A 16,531-nucleotide genomic window follows, 5' to 3' on the forward strand; every position below is an offset into this window, starting at 1 on the left:
GCGGGGGGAAGCGGTGGGTCACCGCCGAAGCGGTGCGGTCACCACCACCGTGGCGCACCCCGCGCCCCCGCGCGAGGCGAGCGCGTACGCCCGGCTCACCGCGGCGGGCCGCCGGGACACCCCGCCGTTCGCGGCGGCGTCCCGGCGTCCCGGAGGCTAAGCCGCGCGGCCCGGCACCGGCACGGGCACCGACAGCGACAGCGCGAACCGCCCCTCCTCGTCCGTCCACCAGTGCGTGGTCTCCAGCCCGGCCGCCGCCAGCTCGGCCCGTACGCCCGGCTCGCGGAACTTGGCGGAGATCTCCGTGCGCAGCTCCTCGCCCGCGGCGAAGTGGACCGCCAGGTCGAGCGCGGGGATCTTCGCCACGAGGGCGCCGCGGGCCCGCAGCCGCATCTCGATCCACTCCTCCCGCGCGTCCCAGAGGGCGACGTGGTCGAAGTCGTCCGGGTCGAAGTCGGCCTCCAGCTCGCGGTTGATGACGGTGAGGACGTTCTTGTTGAAGGCGGCGGTCACGCCCGCCGCGTCGTCGTAGGCCCGCACCAGCGTCCCCTCGTCCTTGACCAGGTCCGTGCCCAGGAGCAGGGCGTCCCCGGGGGCCAGTTCGGCGCGGACGGCGGCGAAAAAGGCGGATCGTTCCTTCGGACGGAGGTTGCCGATGGTGCCGCCGAGGAAGGCGAGCAGGCGGGGCGCGGGGGTGGCGGGCAGGTGCAGGCCGTACTGGAAGTCGGCCACGAGCGCGTGCACCGTGAGCCCCGGGTGGTCGGCCAGCAGGCCCTCGGCCGCGCCGGTCAGGGCGCTCTCGCTGACGTCGACGGGCACGTAGTGGCCGAGGGAGTTGCGGGCGGTCAGGGCGCTGAGGAGGTGGCGGGTCTTGTCGGAGGAGCCGGAGCCGAGCTCCACGAGGGTACGGGCCCCGGTGGCCGTGGCGATCTCGTCCGCGCGGGCGATGATGATCTCGCGCTCGGCGCGCGTCGGGTAGTACTCGGGCAGCCGGGTGATCTCGTCGAACAGCTCGCTGCCGCGCGCGTCGTAGAACCACTTCGGCGGGAGTTCCTTGGGGGTGCGGGTCAGGCCCGTGGCGACGTCGGCGCGCAGGGCGGCCGCGGTCGCGTCGGCGGGGAGGGTGCGGGTCAGGGCGAACGGGCTCACGGGCAGGGCTCCTTGAGCGGTGTCAGGGTGACGGCGGTGCGGGTCGCGGTGAGCAGGGTGCGGTCGGGGACCTCGGTCCAGCGGGGGTCGTCGTCGTAGGGCTCGGAGGCGACCGCGGTGCGGCCGGCCGGGTCCGTCAGGTACCAGAGCGTGTCGCCCCAGGTGGTGGCGGCGATCGCGGTGCCGTCCGTGAGCAGCAGGTTCAGCCGCGAGCCGGGCGCGGCCTCGGCGAGCTCGGCGACCGTGTCGGCCAGCGCGCCGCCGGGCGCGTCGCCGCCGCGCAGCCGGTGCTCGACGAGCGCCCACACGAAGGCCGCGTCGCAGCGGGCCGCGAGCCGCAGCAGCGCCTCGGCGGGCAGCAGGGCGGCCAGTGGCGCGGCACTGCCCGGCCAGCCGGCGACCGCGCCGTTGTGGCTGAACAGCCACGGCCCGGCGGCGAACGGCGCGGCGGCGGCCTCACCGTCGGCGCCCGCGCCGGTGGCGTCCCGTACGGCCGCGAGGAGGGCGCGGGTGCGGACGACGCGGGCGAGGTCGGCGAAGGACAGGTCGGCCCAGACCGGCCCGGCGCGCCGGTAGCGCGCGGGAACCGGGTCGCCGTCCGCGTACCAGCCGACGCCGAAGCCGTCCGCGTTGACCGTGCCGTGGCGCTGCCGGCGCGGCGCCCAGGACTGGCGCACGAGGGAGTGCGGCGGGTCCGCGACGCTCGCGCCGATCGGCTCCGGCGGTCCGAGGACCGCGATGTGACGGCACATCAGGCGGGCTCGGCGTCGCGCGCGGTGCGGAAACCGGCGAAGATCTGCCGGCGGACCGGGAGGTCCCAGTTGCGGAAGGTGCCCCGGCAGGCGACCGGGTCGACGGCGAAGGACCCCCCGCGCAGCACCTTGTGGGCGTTGCCGAAGAAGACCTCCGAGTACTCCCGGTAGGGAAAGGCCCGGAACCCCGGGTAGGGCAGGAAGTCGCTGGACGTCCACTCCCACACGTCGCCGATCAGCTGCCGGACGCCCAGTGGCGAGGCACCCTCCGGATACGCCCCCACCGGCGCCGGCCGCAGGTGCCGTTGCCCGAGGTTGGCGTGCTCGGGGGCGGGATCGGCGTCCCCCCACGGATAGCGCAGGGACCTGCCCGAAGCGGGGTCGTGCCGGGCGGCCTTCTCCCACTCGGCCTCGGTGGGCAGCCGCCGGCCCGCCCACGCGGCGTACGCCGCGGCCTCGTACCAGCTGACGTGCAGGACCGGCTCGCCGGGCGGCACGGGCTCGACGGTGCCGAAGCGCCGCCGCAGCCAGCGCGAGCCCGAGCGCCGCCAGAACAGCGGGGCCGCCAGCTTGTTCGCCCGGACCTGCCGCCACCCCTCCGGGTGCCACCAGCGGGCGTCGCTATAGCCGCCGTCCTCGATGAAGCACAGATAGTCGCCGTTGCTCACCGGCAGCGTGTCGATGAAGAACGACGGCACGAAACGGTGGTGTGCGGGCCGCTCGTTGTCCAGCGCCCACGGCTCCGCCGACGTGCCCATCGTGAACGGGCCGCCCTCGACCAGCACCTCGGACGGCAGCTGCCCGGCGTCCGGCGCGGCCGGCGGCGGCTCGGGGGCGCCGAGCGCCGCCGCCCCCCGCCGCAGCTGATGGGTGATCAGCATGGTCTCGTCGTGCTGCTGCTCGTGCTGGGCGATCATGCCGAACGCGAAGCCGGACTCGACCAGCGGACGCCCCTCGAACGGGACGGCGTCCAGCACGTCCAGCACCCGGCCGCGGACGTCCGCGACGTAGGCGCGCGCCTCGGCGGGCCGCAGCAGCGGCAGCGCCGGACGCGCGGCTCTCGGGTGCTGGAACGCGTCGTACAGCGGGTCGAGCTCCGGGCGCAGCGCCTCGTGCCCGCCCACGGCGCGCAGCAGCCACTGCTCCTCCTGGTTGCCGATGTGCGCCAGGTCCCACACGAGCGGGGACATCAGGGGCGAGTGCTGCGCGGTCAGGTCGTGGTCGTCGACGCAGCCGGTGAGGAGCCGGGTGCGCGCACGGGCGCGGAGCAGGGCGTCCGTGGCGCACCGGCGGAGGACCTCGGGGTCCGGGCCGGGGGCGGTCATGCGGTGCTCTCCTTGCTTCCCCGGACCGGCCCGCCGGTGAGGCCGTCCAGGAGGTCGTCGGCGGGACAGCGGCCGCGGTCGACGTAGCGCCCGGTGAAGGCGTCGACGGCCGCCAGCACGCGGGGCGTGGCGCCGAGCCGGGGCAGGGCCTCGCGGGCGGCGGCGAAGCAGGCGACGGCGGCGGCGCGCAGCTCGGGGTCGGCGAGCCCGAGGCGCGAGGCGGTGCGCCAGAGCGCGTTGCGCGGGGCGGGTTCCTGGCCCGCCGTGTCGGCCAGGGCCTTGACGGCCCGGTAGGACGTCTCGGCGGCCACGGGGTCGTCGAAGAGGGCGGCCGTGACGGCCAGCGGCACCACCCAGCCGTCCTCGCCCGGCTGGGCGTCGATCATGCGCAGCTCCAGGTGGCCCCGGGGCCGCACCGGGGGGAAGAGCGTGGTCAGGTGGTACGCCACGTCCTCGGCGGTGGCCGGCCTGGGCCGCGCCGAACGGGCCCAGCCACGCAGGTCCAGCCCCCAGGGCGGCTCCCACGCGCCCTGCCCGGACCGTACGCACATGACGCGCGCGTCCAGGGCGTACGCGGCCCACGCCGCCCGCGGGTCGAGGTCCTCGGCCGGGGCCGTGGTGCGGCTCGGGTCCATCCGCTCGTAGCAGGCCTGCCGGGTGGAGCGCCAGCCGGTGGGACGGCCGCCGTCCAGCGGGGAGTTGGCGAACGCGGCCACGAGGACCGCGCCCAGCAGGTGGGCCAGCCGCCAGCGCCGCCCGAAGCCGAGCGGCCCGGGCTCCTCGTGCCCGGCGTCGACGCACACCTGCACCGAGGCGGTCTTCGTCATCACGGTGCGGCCGGCGCCGCCCCAGTGGTCGTGGAAGTCCTCCATCGCCCGGTAGCGGGGCGTGGTGAGGACGCGGCGCGGGGGATGCCAGGGGTCCTTGCCGTAACCGGCGAGGGAGAGGCCGAGGGAGCGGAGCGCCGGGCGGGCCGCGGCCAGATCGGCGGAGACCTCTTCCACACAGGCGGTGAGGGACTCCGCGGGCCGGGAGCTGAACTCCAGCTGGCCACCGGGCTCGATCGTGATCAGGGAGCGGAGCGGCAGGGCCCGCAGCCGGTCGGCGGCGACCGCCAGGCGGCGGGGGGAGACGGGCCGGGAGGGATCCTGCAGGTCGTGGACGAGCCATTCCAGTTCGACACCGAGGAAGCGCGGCGGGCCCGTCTTGAAGCAGATCCCGTGGACCAGGGCCTCCGCCTCGGCCTCGTCGACGACGCGGGGCGGGCCCGCCCTGTCGGACCTGATGTCAGTCACTGTCCGTACCTCCGTCCGTTGTGCCGGCCGATGGTCACCCCACACATTGTGGCGAGCCCTTGACCCGCCCGCCAGAGGAGGGTCTACCGTCCCCGCGTGACCGCAGAACAGGTGACCGCCGACGTCTTCCTGCCCGCCACCTACGCCCGCGGCGTGCCGTACGCGCGCTTCCGGGAGCTGCGGGACGAGAGCCCCGTGTGCCGCATCGGCGAACCGGCCGTCGGCCCCTGGCCGCCGGGCCCCGGCTTCTGGGCGGTCTTCCGGCACGCCGACGTCAAGCACGTCCTGCGCAGCGCGGAGACCTTCTCCTCGCACCTGGGCGCCACCCAGGTGCGCGACCCCGACACCGAGGCCGACCTGCACTTCGTACGGGCCACCATGCTCAACCAGGACCCGCCCGGCCACAGCGGGCTGCGCCGGATCGTCGCCGCGTCGCTCACGCCGCGCGCCGTGCGCGAACTGGAGGCCGTGATCGAGTCACGGGCCCGCGCGCTGGTCGGCGGCCTCGCCGCCCGCGGCGAGGCCGACTTCGTGGCGCTCACCGCCGACCTGCCCGTGCGGACCCTCGCCCACCTCCTGGGCGTGCCGCAGGAGGACGGCGCACTGATCTACGACTGGGCGAACCGGATCATCGGCTACCAGGACACGGACTACGCACGGTCGGACACCGCCGTCCCGGACGGGCTCACCCCGATGGGCCGCGCGGCCCTCGCCCGGCGCCCCGCCCCGCGCACCCGGCCCGACGGATACCCGGTCAACCCGCGCTCGCGCGAGGCGCTGGCCGACATGTTCCACTACGCCCACGCGCTCGCCGAGCGGCCCGCGCCCGGCAGCGTGATGGCGTTGATGCGCGAAGGGGGCCTGACGCGGGACGAGTTCGAGATGATGTTCTTCCTCTTCGCGGTCGCGGGGAGCGAGGCTCCGCGGAACGCCCTGCCCGGAGGGATGCTCGCGCTCCTCGACCACCCCGGCCAGTTCGCGCTCCTGCGCTCCCGGCCGGAGCTGATCCCCCCGGCCGTGGAGGAGATGCTGCGCTACTGGTCGCCGGTCGTGCACTTCCGGCGCACCGCCGCCCGCGACACCGAGCTCGGCGGGCAGCACATCCGGCGCGGCGAGAAGGTCGTGGTCTTCCACCCGTCCGCCAACCGCGACGAGCGCGTCTTCCCCGACCCCGACCGCTTCGACATCACCCGCAGCCCCAACGACCACGTCAGTTTCGGCTTCGGCCCGCACTTCTGCCTGGGCGCCCACCTCGCCCGAGCCCAGATGCGCGCCCTGCTGCGGGCGGTCCTCGACCGGCTGCCCGGCCTGGAGAGGGCGGGCGAGGCGGTGCGGCTCACGTCGAACTTCCAGAACGGCCTCAAGCACCTGCCCGTCAGGTGGTCGTAGATTCCGCCGGATTCGCTCAGACGGCGAACAAGTCCGTGAACGGGCTCGTCGCATCGGCGATCTCGTGGCCGAACGGCGAGTTGAAGTCCCAGATGAGGAAGAGCAGGAAGGCGATCAGGGCGCTGTAGAGACCGGCCAGGAGCAGTTCGCGCGGAGAGCGCCGGATCTGCAGCGTGAAGATCAGCCCCACGGCCACCAGCGCGCCTGCGACCAGCCCGAACCACACCACGCCCGGCATCGTGTCGCCCGCGTTCTGCGCCCGGGTGTTGCGCGCGGTGTCCGCGGCGCCGACCTGGTCCAGCAGCGGCTGGTAGGACTGGCCCTCGTGGTCGTTGCGCGGCTCGTACGAGGTGAGGTCCTCGCGCACCTTGTCCAGCAGCATCGCCCCGCGGTCGGTGAGCTCGCCGCGCTTGAGCATCACCGGCCACTCCTTGTGCACCACGTACGTCACGTAGGTGTTGACGTCCTCGCGGGCGCGGTCCCGCGCCGCGGGGGCGTACGCCTGCACCCGCTCGCTGACCTCGTGCAGCGCCTGGGCCTCGGCGCGCACGACGTCCTGGGCGCTGTTGCGGGCCTCCCAGACGCCGGCGATGGCCAGGCCCAGCACGATGGCGTAGACGACGCCGACCATCATCGTCATGTACTCGATGACGTCGGGTGTCTCGCTCGGGTCGTCGGCCTCGCTGAGCCTGCGCTCCCTGAGCACGGTGATGGTCAGCACGACCGTGCATGCCGCGGCCATGGCGAGGACCAGGACCAGCCACTCGGACAAGGGAAACCTCCGGAGACGAGAGTGCGGGTACGGGCTGAGGTGCGCGAAGGGCGCCGGCGGCCGGGCGGTGCGGAGGACCGCGCGGCCACCGGTCCGGACGGACGGCCGGGCAGGGCGGGGGTCAGCCGCGGCGCCCGCTGCTGCTTCCCCGCGGCCGCAGCATGGCGGCGGCGAGCACGGCCGGGGCGGTCAGCAGCAGGGTGAGCGTGACCAGTGACGCGCCGCCCGGGGGCGGTGGCGCGGCGGACTGGTGATAGGCGCGCGGGATGACGTGCGGGGGCGCCGGCGGCGTGGGCTCGGGCGCCGGGGACGGCTCGCTGCGCGGCGCCGCCACGGCGGCCCGGGGCGCGATGACCGCCACGGGCGCTGCCGGTGCGTGGTGCACCCGGGGCGCGGGAGGCGGCGGTGCGGGCAGGGACGGCGGTGGCGGTACGGGCCGGGGCGCGGGCCGCGGGACGTCCTGCGGGACCGGGGGCGGGGTGCTGTCGCAGCCGATGACGAGCGTCGCGGAGGCCGCCCCGTCACCGGCGGCGAGGGCGAGGCAGCCGGGCCTGTTCACGATCACCGCGGCGGCGGTGTCGTCCCCGGGCTCGCCGGGGTCGCCGGCCACCACGCGGAGCCGGCCGGGACCGTACTCGACGCGGGCGGAGCCGGGGCGGTGGCGGGGGACGGGCGGCGGACTGCCGGACGGGCGCTGCTGCGGGTCGCCGTCCCGGAGCTGTACGCCGACGCGCTGCGGTCCGTACTCGTGGGGCCGGTCTGCTCGGTGCTGATCGCCGGCTTCGTGCCGCCGGTCGGCGTGACGCTGCTCGTCGGCTGGAAGCCGTCCGTTCGCGCGATGCCGCCCGCTGACCGGATGCGATCCGTCCGCTGGAACCGGGTGCGGTCCGTCCGCAGGACGTTGCCCGTCCGCACGGTGCCGCTCATCGACGTGGCGCTGTCCACCGGCCTGTACGGCCCGGCCCTGGCCCCGGCCGGCACCGGGATCCTCCCCCGGAACGGGTCCGGCCCCCGCCGCCGCGCCCGTCGTCGCCAGTACGGCCGCGAAGGCCACGATCCCCGCACGCCCCGCGCGCACCCATCCGCTCACGGGGAGAGATCCTGCCGGTTGCCCACCCCTCAACTGCCCCGCGACGGGGGCAATCCCACCGAAGGGATGAAGAACTGTGTGTTTTATGTGCGGGATTCACCCGGCAAGAAGGACGAACGGGGCGGAGGCGAAGGGGGCGGAGACGAAGGGGACGGAGGCGTGAAGTCACCGTGCCGGCCTGCGCCGGCGGCGAAGCGCGCCGCTCCCTCGGCGGCTCCGGCCAACGACGCCTTGCCGCAGGCGAATTCGGCGGCCATCGCCGCTTCCTCGGTGAGGCCTTCCTGGCCGAGGACGGAGGCCCGGTCGCCGCGCAGGCAGTCCTGGGGGAAGCGGGCGATCTCCGCGGCCAGTCGTTCCGCGGCGGCACGGGCCGTGCCCGTGGGGACGACGCGGTCGGCGAGCCCCATGGCGTACGCCTCGGGGGCGGGGACCGGGCGGCCCGTCAGCACCATGTCCAGGGCGCGGCCCGTCCCGACCAGGCGGGGCAGGCGGACCGTGCCGCCGTCGATCAGCGGCACGCCCCAGCGGCGGCAGAAGACCCCGAAGACGGCGTCCTCCTCGGCCACCCGCAGGTCGCACCAGAGCGCGAGCTCCAGGCCGCCCGCGACGGCGTGCCCGCTGACCGCCGCGACGACGGGCTTCGACAGCCGCATCCGCGTGGGCCCCATCGGGCCGTCGCCGCCGGGCTCCACCCGGTTCCCGCGCTCGGTGCCGAACGCCTTCAGGTCGGCCCCGGCGCAGAACGTGCCGCCCTCGCCCCACAGCACCGCGACGAGGGCCTCGTCGTCGGCCTCGAAGGCGCGGAAGGCGTCGGCGAGCAGGCGCGCGGCCGGCCCGTCCACGGCGTTGCGGACGTCCGGCCGGGACAGGATGACGGTGGTGACGGGACCGCGGCGCTCGGTGCGGACCGCCGGGGCGCGCCCGCCGTCCGGGCGACTGCCCCGCCCCGTGGGGCCGTTCCGCCCCGCGCCCCCGTCCGCCGTCACCGCTCGGCCTTCGGCGCGGCGCGGTCGAGGATCTGCCCCAGGTCCGCCCCCGGCGGCAGCGTGCCGAAGGCGTGGCCCCACTCCCCGTCCAGGCGGGAGGCGCAGAAGGCGTCGGCCACGGCCGGGGCGCTGTACCGGACCAGCAGGCTGCCCTGGAGGACGAGGGTGAGCTGCTCGGCCAGGCGCCTGGCCAGGAGCTGGGCGCGGGTGGGATCGCCGAGCGAACCGAGCAGGTCCCGTACGCGCGCGGCCGCGGCGTCGAGCCGGGCGTCCGCGCCCGCCGCGGCACCGACCTCGGCGAAGTAGGCGTCCAGGGCGGCCGGTTCCTTGGCGAGCGCGCGCAGCACGTCGAGGGCGGCGACGTTGCCCGAGCCCTCCCAGATGGACAGCAGCGGCGCCTCGCGGTAGAGCCGCGGCATGCCGGACTCCTCGACGTAGCCGTTGCCGCCCAGGCACTCCAGCGCCTCGGCGGCGTGCGTGCTGCCGCGCTTGCAGACCCAGTACTTGCCGGCGGCGAGCGCGAGCCGGCGCAGCGCGCCCTCGGCGGCGTCGCCCGCCACCGAGCGGTCGACCGCCGCGGCCAGGCGCATCGCGAGGACCGTCGCGGCCTCCGACTCCACGGCGAGGTCGGCCAGGACGTTGCGCATCAGCGGCTGGTCGATCAGCTCCGCCCCGAACGCCTTGCGGTGCGCCGCGTGGTGCAGGGCCTGCCGCAGGCCCGCGCGCATGCCGGCCGCGGAGCCGAGGACGCAGTCGAGCCGGGTCATGTTCACCATCTCGACGATCGTGCGCACCCCGCGGCCCGGCTCGCCGACCGGCCAGGCCACGGCCTGCTCGTACTCGATCTCGGCCGAGGCGTTGGAGCGGTTGCCGAGCTTGTCCTTGAGCCGCTGCAGGCGCATGGCGTTGCGGGTGCCGTCGGGCAGGACGCGCGGCATCAGGAAGCAGGTCAGCCCCTCCCCGGCCTGTGCGAGGACGAGGAAGACGTCGCTCATCGGGGCGGAGGTGAACCACTTGTGGCCGGTGACGACGTACGAGCCGTCGCCCGCGGGCACGGCCGTGGTGGTGTTGGCGCGGACGTCCGAGCCGCCCTGCTTCTCCGTCATCGACATGCCCGCGATCAGGCCCTGCTTGCCGAGCGGGGGGCGCAGCCCGTAGTCGTACGTGCGGGAGGCCAGCAGCGGCTCGTAGGCGGCGGCGAGCTCCGGCTGGGCGCGGAGCGCGGGGACGGCGGCGTACGTCATCGAGACCGGGCAGCCGTGGCCGGGCTCGGCCTGGGCCCACGCGTAGAACTTCGCCGCCCGCACCAGGTGCGCCCCGGGGCGGGGATCGGCCCAGGGGGCGGCGTGCTGACCGCTCTCCACGGCGGCGGCCATCAGCCGGTGCCAGGCGGGGTGGAACTCGACCTCGTCGATGCGGTGGCCGTACCGGTCGTGGGTGCGCAGCACCGGCGGGTGCGCCTCGGCCAGGCGCGCCCAGTCCTGCACCTCCTCCGACCCGGCCCGCGCGCCCAGCTCGCGGACCCCGGCCTCGCCCCACGCGCCCCCGTCGCGCCGCAGCGCCTCCAGCAAAGCCGGGTCGTCGGCGGTGGTGAAGCCGCTCAGGGGCGGGGCCTGGTTGAAGACTTCGTGCGTGGCGCTCACGGCGACCTCCTGCGGTGGCGGCATTACACTTTCATGATGCGTGATCCGAGACCGTAATGGATAGACCGTGAGTGGAGAGACCGTAAGAAGCAGTAGGCGGGGCGGTGGGTAGGTTGGGGCCGGACATGGACGAATCCCTTTCGCTGCGCCCCCTGACCGCGCGCTCGGTCGTGCTCTCCACGCTCCTGGGGCACCACCCGCCCGCCCTGCCCGTCCGCGCCCTCGTCCGCGTGGGGGAGCTCTTCGGGACCGCGGAGGGCACGGTGCGCACGGCCCTGACCCGGATGGTCGCGGCGGGGGACCTGGAGCAGCACGACGGCACCTACCGGCTCACCGACCGGCTCGTCGCCCGCCAGGCCCGCCAGGACGACAGCAGGGCGCCCCGCACCCTGCACTGGGAGGGCGACTGGGAGATCGCCGTCGTCACCGCCGACCGCCGCTCCGCGCCCGACCGCGCCGCCTTCCGGCAGGCCATGGCCGCGCTCCGGCTCGGCGAGCTCCGCGAGGGCTGCTGGATGCGCCCCGCCAACCTCCTGCGGGAGCCGCGCGACCGGCCGCCGGTCGTCACGGCCCAGTGCGCGCTGTTCACCGGCGCCCCGGAGGGCGATCCGGCGGCCCTCGCGGCGGCCCTGTGGGACCTGGAGGGATGGGCGGCCCGCGCCCGGGCCCTGGACGCCGCTCTCCGCGAGGACCGCACGGCGGACCTGGCCGGGCGCTTCACGGTCTCGGCCGCCGTCCTCCGCCACCTCCTGGCGGACCCGGTCCTGCCGGCGGCCCTGTTGCCCGCGGACTGGCCGGGGGAGGGGCTGCGGCGCCGCTACGAGGCGTTCGACCGGGAGTTCCGGGCCCTGCTGCGGCGGCACCTCGGCATCTGACCGGTGGCCGCCGCAGGTCCGGGCGGCGGTCCGGCAGCAGCCCGGAAGGTGGTGCGGGAGGGGAATATGAGCACTCTGTGACAGATCCGCTGATCGGGGGGCCCTGCTGCGCACGAGCGCGAGGAAGGGAACGATACTGTCCGCATGTCACGGGTGCTGCTGATCGAGGACGACCGCGCGGTACGGGAAGGCGTCTCCCTCACCCTGCGCCGCCGCGGCCACGAGGTGGAGGGCGCGGCCACCGGCGAGGCCGGGCTCGCCGCCATGGAGACCTTCCGTCCCGACCTCGTCCTGCTCGACCTCATGCTGCCCGACAAGAGCGGCTTCGAGGTGTGCCGCCGCATCCGCGCCACCCAGCAGATCCCGATCATCATGCTCACCGCGCGCGGCGACGACATAGACGTCGTCCTCGGGCTGGAGGCCGGCGCCGACGACTACATCGTCAAGCCCGCTCGCGGCGAGGTCCTGGAGGCCCGGATCCGGGCCGTGCTGCGCCGGGCCGCCCCCGGCGACGGGGGACCGGACCCGGCCGCCCTCCAGCCCGTGGAGACCCACGGCGACCTGACCATCGACCGCAAGGGCCTCCTCGTCGCCAAGTACGGCCAGGACCTGCCGCTCGCCCCCTCCGAGATGAAGCTGCTGCTCTACCTGTCCGCGACCCCGGGCCGCGTCTTCAGCCGCCAGCAGCTCCTGGAGCACGTGTGGGAGCACAGCTACCACGGGGACGCCCGCCTCGTGGACGCGTGCGTGATGCGGCTGCGCACCAAGGTCGAGGAATCCACCCGGTCGCCGAAGTACATCCAGACCGTCCGCGGCTTCGGCTACCGCTTCGGACCCCTGTGACCCGCCCCGCCCTCCTGCGCCGGCCCGTCCTGCGCCGCTCCGCCTTCCGCCGCCCGTCCCTGCGCGCCGTCGCCGCCGGCCTCCGCGCCCGCCTCGTGCTCGCGTTCCTCCTGGTCGCCGCGCTCAGCGCGCTCACCACGGCGGCCCTGACCTTCCGCGAGGCCCGCACGGCCATCCTCAAGCGCACCCAGGACACGGCCATCGAGGCGCTGCGCTCCCAGGTGAACTCGCAGGTCCCCGACTACACCTTCCCGCTGTCCCAGCAGTCCCTCCAGGACCTCCAGCACCGGCTGAACGCGGCGGGCGGGGCCCAGCGCTGGACCATCCACCTGCGCTACCGGGGCGGCGGGCTCGTGCCCGGCGGCAACCCCGGGCGGATCCCGCAGGGCGTCCAGGACAAGGTCCGCGCGGGCATCCCCGCCTTCCAGCGCCTCGACAGCGGCGGCGAACCGTGGCTCGCCATCGGCCTGCCCGTCACCTACCGCGGCACCAGCGAGGCCTCCGGCCTGGAGGTGTACGCGCAGATGCCGCTCCGCGAGGACGAGGCGAACGTCCAGGCCCTGGTCAAGGCCGCCCAGAGCGGCGCCCTGCCCGCCGTGGCCCTGGCCGCCGTGCCCGCCCTGATCGCCGCGCGCGGCGTGCTGCGGCCCGTGCGCGAGCTGCGCCGCGCCTCCCGCAAGCTCGCCGCCGGCGAGCTCGACACCCGCCTCAAGGTCACCGGCCGCGACGAACTCGCCGACCTCTCCCGCACCTTCAACGACATGGCCGAGGCCCTGGAGGAGAACGTCGCCGAACTGCGCCGCATGGAGGCGAACTCGCGGCGCTTCGCCGCCGACGTCTCGCACGAGCTGCGCACCCCCCTGGCCGCCATGACCGCCGTCGTCGACGTCCTCGACGAGGACGCCGCCTCCCTCGACCCCGACACCGCCTACGCCGTCCGCCTCATCAGCGAGGAGACCGGGAAGCTCGCCCGGATGGTCGAGGACCTGATGGAGATCTCCCGCTTCGACGCGGGTGCCGCCGCCCTCCACCTGGACGAGGTCGACGTCTCCGAGACGATCCGCAAGACCGTCCAGGCCCGCGGCTGGCAGGACAAGGTCGCCGCGGACCTGCCCGAGGGCGTCCGCGCCCGGCTGGACCCGCGCCGCATCGACGTCGTCGTCGCCAACCTCGTGGGCAACGCCCTCAAGCACGGCGGCGAACCGGTGGACGTCGCGGTCCGGGTGGCCCACGGCGAGGAGGGCCGGCGCCTGCTGATCGAGATCGCCGACCGCGGCGAGGGCATCGACCCCGACGTGCTGCCGCACGTCTTCGAGCGGTTCTTCAAGGCCGACTCCTCCCGCGCCCGCTCCGAGGGCAGCGGGCTCGGCCTCGCGATCACCCTGGAGAACGTACGCCTGCACGACGGGACCGTACGGGCGGCCAACCGGCCCGGAGGAGGCGCCGTGTTCACGGTGGAGCTGCCGCTGCGGCAGGGCGGGGGCGAGACGGCATGACGGCACGGCGACTGCGGCGCGCCGCCCTGGCCACCGCGCTGCTGACCGCCCTCGCGGGCTGCGGCGTGACGACCACCGACGTCATCGACGTGGGCCAGCCCGCGACGGGCGCCAAACGGCAGGGAGAGGCCAACGCGGCGGAGGCGAAGCTCTACTTCATGTCGCCCACCGGCGTGACGCAGGTGACCCGCCAGGCCAAGGCCAAGCTCGGCGCGGAGGACGCCATCGTGCTCCTGCTGGAGGGGCCGGACGAGGACCAGCGGATCCGGGGCCTGTACACCGACGTGCCCAAGATGAAGGGCGAGGTCCACGTCACCACCGGCACGCTGCGGGTGGGCATCCAGATGCCGTACAACGTCACGCGGCTCTCGCCGGTCGCCCGGAGCCAGTTCGTGTGCACCGCGGCCGCCAACGAGGTGCCGCGCGGGCGGCAGATCCACGACGTGAAGGTCGAGCTCAGCGGCGGCGGACTCGTGATCTCGGACCTCGTCTGCGACAGCAACAACGCCTTCCCCGCGGCCAAGCTGCCGACGCCGGCCCCGTCGCACTGACGGCGGCGGGGGGAGGCCCCAGGCCTTCACGAGGCCGTCGCCGCCCCGGCGATCGCCGGGTTCACCGGCGGGAGACGGTTCCCCGCCGCAACGGCGAGAAGCCGCCACGGCGGGAAGTCCACCACGGCGGGGGTCCGGCGGCATGTGCGGCCACAGCGGCCGGGCGTGCGGCGCAATCCGCCGGAAGGGCTCAGGGCTGGAGGCCGCCCAGCCGGCCCTCCAGCAGGACGAGCAGCTCGGCGAGCGTCTCCGCCAGCTCGGCCCGGCGCTCCCCGCCGAGCCCTTCCAGCAGCGCGTTCTCGTAGCTCAGCTGATGCGGGATCAGGCGGTCGATGAGCTCCCGGCCCTCCTCCGTCAGGGACAGGTGCGCCACGCGCCGGTCCCGCTCGTCGGCGCGGCGCGCGACGAGCTCGCGCGCTTCGAGCACCCGCAGCCGCTTGGTCACCGCGGCCCCCGAGGCGAAGGTCTCCCGGGCGATCTGGCCCGGCGTCAGCTCCCGGCCCGTGCGCCGCAGGGTGCCGAGGATGTCGAACTCCGCGCGCGTCAGCCCCTCCCGCACCAGCGGGGCGTCCGTGGCCTGCTGGAGCAGCGCCGCGCAGCGGTTGAGCCTGCCGATCACGGCCATCGGCGCGGTGTCGAGTCCGGGGTGGACCTGCTGCCACTGCCGCAGCACGCGCGCGACGATGTCCTCGGTCACGGTGGTGATCCTTTCCAGTCGGTGCTCCGGGTAGATTCTGCCGCCCCGCCGGTGCCCGTCCGGAGGGAGGCTCAGAACGCCGCCGCGCCGCCGGGGGCGTGCCCCCGTACGAGCGAGGCCAGCGCCCGGTGGCCGTCGCGCTCGGCGCGCGCCACCCGGTCCCCGGGCGGGGTCCGCCGCCACTCGCCGGCGGCGGTGTCGGCGGCTTCCCGCAGTTCGACGAGGGCGGCCGCGAGCCGGTCGCGGGCGGTCTCGCGGTCCCGGTCCGCACCGGCGGGCACGGCGAGGGCCGCGGTGCGCGCCCGGTCCACCCGGGCCACGGCGGCCTCGACCCGCTCGGCCGCCCGCCGGTTGCCGACCAGCGCGCAGGCGAGCAGGCCGGTCGCCGCGCCGACGAGCGTATCGGTCCAGCGGTCGCCGACGAGCTCCCGGGCGGGGTGGCTGCCGCCGAATTCGGTCAGGAGCAGGGCCATCGGGGTGACGCAGACCGTGCCGAGCCAGTAGTTGCGGGAGATGAGCGCCTCGGCGCCCGCCTGCAGGGCGAGTGCGGTCAGCACCATGGCCACGGCGCCGGTGCGGACCACCGGCACGAGCGCGGCGAAGAGCACGACGCCGAGGAGGTTGCCCAGCGTGCGCTGCAGCGCGCGGTGCCAGGACAGCGCGGAGTTGGCCTGTATGACGGAGGCGGCCGTGACCACGGCCCAGTAGGGGTGCCCGACGCCGCAGGCGAGCGACGCCCAGCCGGCGAGGGCGGAGCCGGTGAGCACGCGGGCGCCCGCGGGAAGGTGCGGGCGCAGCCGGGGCGGGGGCGGGGGCAGCGCGCCCGGGCCGGGTGCGGCGGGGGCGCCCCCGGGCAGGGCGCGGCCCTTGCGCAGGTCCCGCGCCCAGGCCTCCCAGCGCCCGGCGTCCGGAGCGAGGCCGGACGCGGCGTCCGGGGATACCGGCCGGCCGTGGCCGCCCTGCGCCTCCGGCTCCGTGCGGATAAGTCCGCCGTGCACGTGGGCGCGCACCTGCGCGGGCGCCCGCAGCAGCGCCTGCCAGGCGGCGTGCCGGGCGCGGGGAGCGGCCGCCGCGTCCGCGCGGACCGCGCGCGCCGCGGCCTCCAGGGCGCGGGCGGCGGCGATCCGGTCGGGCCCGTGCGGCCGGACGAGGGCCGGCGCCATGCAGACCAGCCACGCCCAGAGCCCGCAGGCCAGGGTCAGCCCGAGGTGGAGCGGCAGGTCGGCGGCCCGCTGCGGTACGAAGCAGGCCGACGCCGACACGAAGGTGAGCACGATGTTGCCGGGCGGGCCCGTACGGGTGGCGTCGCAGACCGTCTTCTGCACGGCCGCGAGCGCCGCGGCGACCAGGACGAGTACGGCGGGGGAGTGCGTGAGGGCCGCGGCGCCCAGGGCCGTGCCGACGCCCGCGGTCATGCCGAGCACCACGAGGGCGAGGGCCCGGGCGCGGTCGGCGTACGGCCGGTCGTGGCCGTACAGCGCGCACAGGGCCCCGGCGGAGGTGTACAGCGCGAGGTCCAGCCGGCCGGTCGCGAGCAGGGCGGCGTCCGGTACGGCCATGGCCACGACGGCGCTGAGGGCCGACTTGTGCCGGATGTCCGCCGGGCGGCCGAGCCGGAAGGCGGCGTGCAGGGTCCCGGGCAGGGCGGGTCGTCTCACCATGCCCAAG

16 protein-coding genes are annotated in these 16,531 nt (G+C 75.8%); 6 read left to right on the plus strand and 10 right to left on the minus strand.

Annotation, left to right across the window (positions count from 1 at the left end; genetic code table 11):
* The first annotated feature begins 13 nt into the window (after positions 1 to 13).
* Positions 14 to 160: a hypothetical protein gene (locus ACOTKD_RS23055; protein ID WP_424890895.1), complete on the plus strand. Its 147-nt coding sequence runs from the start codon at positions 14 to 16 to the stop codon at positions 158 to 160.
* Here the strand turns inward: ACOTKD_RS23055 and egtD are convergent.
* The 4 genes from egtD to egtA are packed head-to-tail and all read right to left on the minus strand — an operon-like array spanning position 157 to position 4,521.
* Positions 157 to 1,149 (minus strand): L-histidine N(alpha)-methyltransferase, encoded by a 993-nt coding sequence (egtD, locus tag ACOTKD_RS23060; protein ID WP_424890896.1) that lies wholly within the window; start codon positions 1,147 to 1,149, stop codon positions 157 to 159. The two genes, ACOTKD_RS23055 and egtD, sit on opposite strands and share 4 nt — an antisense overlap.
* Complete coding sequence (egtC, locus tag ACOTKD_RS23065; protein WP_424890897.1) at positions 1,146 to 1,901, minus strand: ergothioneine biosynthesis protein EgtC; 756 nt, start codon at positions 1,899 to 1,901, stop codon at positions 1,146 to 1,148. The genes egtD and egtC overlap by 4 nt, the downstream gene beginning before the upstream one ends.
* Complete coding sequence (egtB, locus tag ACOTKD_RS23070) at positions 1,901 to 3,226, minus strand: ergothioneine biosynthesis protein EgtB (protein WP_424890898.1); 1,326 nt, start codon at positions 3,224 to 3,226, stop codon at positions 1,901 to 1,903. The genes egtC and egtB overlap by 1 nt, the downstream gene beginning before the upstream one ends.
* Entirely contained in the window at positions 3,223 to 4,521 is a 1,299-nt protein-coding gene (gene egtA, locus ACOTKD_RS23075) for an ergothioneine biosynthesis glutamate--cysteine ligase EgtA (RefSeq protein WP_424890899.1), read from the minus strand. The genes egtB and egtA overlap by 4 nt, the downstream gene beginning before the upstream one ends.
* 96 nt (positions 4,522 to 4,617) lie before the next feature.
* Here egtA and ACOTKD_RS23080 point away from each other — a divergent pair, with 96 nt between their 5' ends.
* Positions 4,618 to 5,910 (plus strand): cytochrome P450, encoded by a 1,293-nt coding sequence (locus ACOTKD_RS23080; RefSeq protein ID WP_424890900.1) that lies wholly within the window; start codon positions 4,618 to 4,620, stop codon positions 5,908 to 5,910.
* A gap of 16 nt (positions 5,911 to 5,926) precedes the next feature.
* On the opposite strand, the gene ACOTKD_RS23085 is transcribed toward ACOTKD_RS23080, so the two are convergent.
* The 4 genes from ACOTKD_RS23085 to ACOTKD_RS23100 all read right to left on the minus strand — a co-directional run bounded on the left by ACOTKD_RS23085 (position 5,927) and on the right by ACOTKD_RS23100 (position 10,401).
* Positions 5,927 to 6,682, minus strand: coding sequence for a DUF4239 domain-containing protein (locus ACOTKD_RS23085; RefSeq protein ID WP_424890901.1), 756 nt, complete (start codon positions 6,680 to 6,682; stop codon positions 5,927 to 5,929).
* A 121-nt stretch (positions 6,683 to 6,803) separates the two neighbouring features.
* The gene (locus tag ACOTKD_RS23090; RefSeq protein WP_424890902.1) at positions 6,804 to 7,772 is read right to left on the minus strand and encodes a hypothetical protein; all 969 of its coding nucleotides are present in this window, start codon (positions 7,770 to 7,772) and stop codon (positions 6,804 to 6,806) included.
* An 83-nt stretch (positions 7,773 to 7,855) separates the two neighbouring features.
* Positions 7,856 to 8,758: a crotonase/enoyl-CoA hydratase family protein gene (locus tag ACOTKD_RS23095; protein ID WP_424890903.1), complete on the minus strand. Its 903-nt coding sequence runs from the start codon at positions 8,756 to 8,758 to the stop codon at positions 7,856 to 7,858.
* Positions 8,755 to 10,401, minus strand: coding sequence for an acyl-CoA dehydrogenase family protein (locus ACOTKD_RS23100; protein ID WP_424890904.1), 1,647 nt, complete (start codon positions 10,399 to 10,401; stop codon positions 8,755 to 8,757). The genes ACOTKD_RS23095 and ACOTKD_RS23100 overlap by 4 nt, the downstream gene beginning before the upstream one ends.
* Before the next feature lie 125 nt (positions 10,402 to 10,526).
* Here ACOTKD_RS23100 and ACOTKD_RS23105 point away from each other — a divergent pair, with 125 nt between their 5' ends.
* The 4 genes from ACOTKD_RS23105 to ACOTKD_RS23120 all read left to right on the plus strand — a co-directional run bounded on the left by ACOTKD_RS23105 (position 10,527) and on the right by ACOTKD_RS23120 (position 14,166).
* Positions 10,527 to 11,276, plus strand: coding sequence for a PaaX family transcriptional regulator C-terminal domain-containing protein (locus ACOTKD_RS23105; RefSeq protein ID WP_424890905.1), 750 nt, complete (start codon positions 10,527 to 10,529; stop codon positions 11,274 to 11,276).
* A gap of 144 nt (positions 11,277 to 11,420) precedes the next feature.
* Complete coding sequence (locus ACOTKD_RS23110) at positions 11,421 to 12,119, plus strand: response regulator (RefSeq protein WP_424890906.1); 699 nt, start codon at positions 11,421 to 11,423, stop codon at positions 12,117 to 12,119.
* Positions 12,116 to 13,615, plus strand: a complete 1,500-nt coding sequence (locus tag ACOTKD_RS23115; RefSeq protein ID WP_424890907.1) for an ATP-binding protein — start codon at positions 12,116 to 12,118, stop codon at positions 13,613 to 13,615. The genes ACOTKD_RS23110 and ACOTKD_RS23115 overlap by 4 nt, the downstream gene beginning before the upstream one ends.
* Positions 13,612 to 14,166, plus strand: coding sequence for a hypothetical protein (locus ACOTKD_RS23120; RefSeq protein ID WP_424890908.1), 555 nt, complete (start codon positions 13,612 to 13,614; stop codon positions 14,164 to 14,166). Before ACOTKD_RS23115 ends, ACOTKD_RS23120 begins: the two co-directional genes overlap by 4 nt.
* Before the next feature lie 190 nt (positions 14,167 to 14,356).
* Here ACOTKD_RS23120 and ACOTKD_RS23125 read toward each other — a convergent pair whose 3' ends face one another.
* Together ACOTKD_RS23125 and ACOTKD_RS23130 are read right to left on the minus strand one after the other, a co-directional pair.
* Positions 14,357 to 14,863, minus strand: coding sequence for a MarR family winged helix-turn-helix transcriptional regulator (locus ACOTKD_RS23125; RefSeq protein WP_424890909.1), 507 nt, complete (start codon positions 14,861 to 14,863; stop codon positions 14,357 to 14,359).
* A gap of 71 nt (positions 14,864 to 14,934) precedes the next feature.
* Positions 14,935 to 16,524: an FUSC family protein gene (locus ACOTKD_RS23130; protein WP_424890910.1), complete on the minus strand. Its 1,590-nt coding sequence runs from the start codon at positions 16,522 to 16,524 to the stop codon at positions 14,935 to 14,937.
* Between the last annotated feature and the right edge of the window lie 7 nt (positions 16,525 to 16,531).

This window comes from Streptomyces sp. XH2 (assembly GCF_049725035.1).
Taxonomy (GTDB): domain Bacteria; phylum Actinomycetota; class Actinomycetes; order Streptomycetales; family Streptomycetaceae; genus Streptomyces; species Streptomyces roseoverticillatus.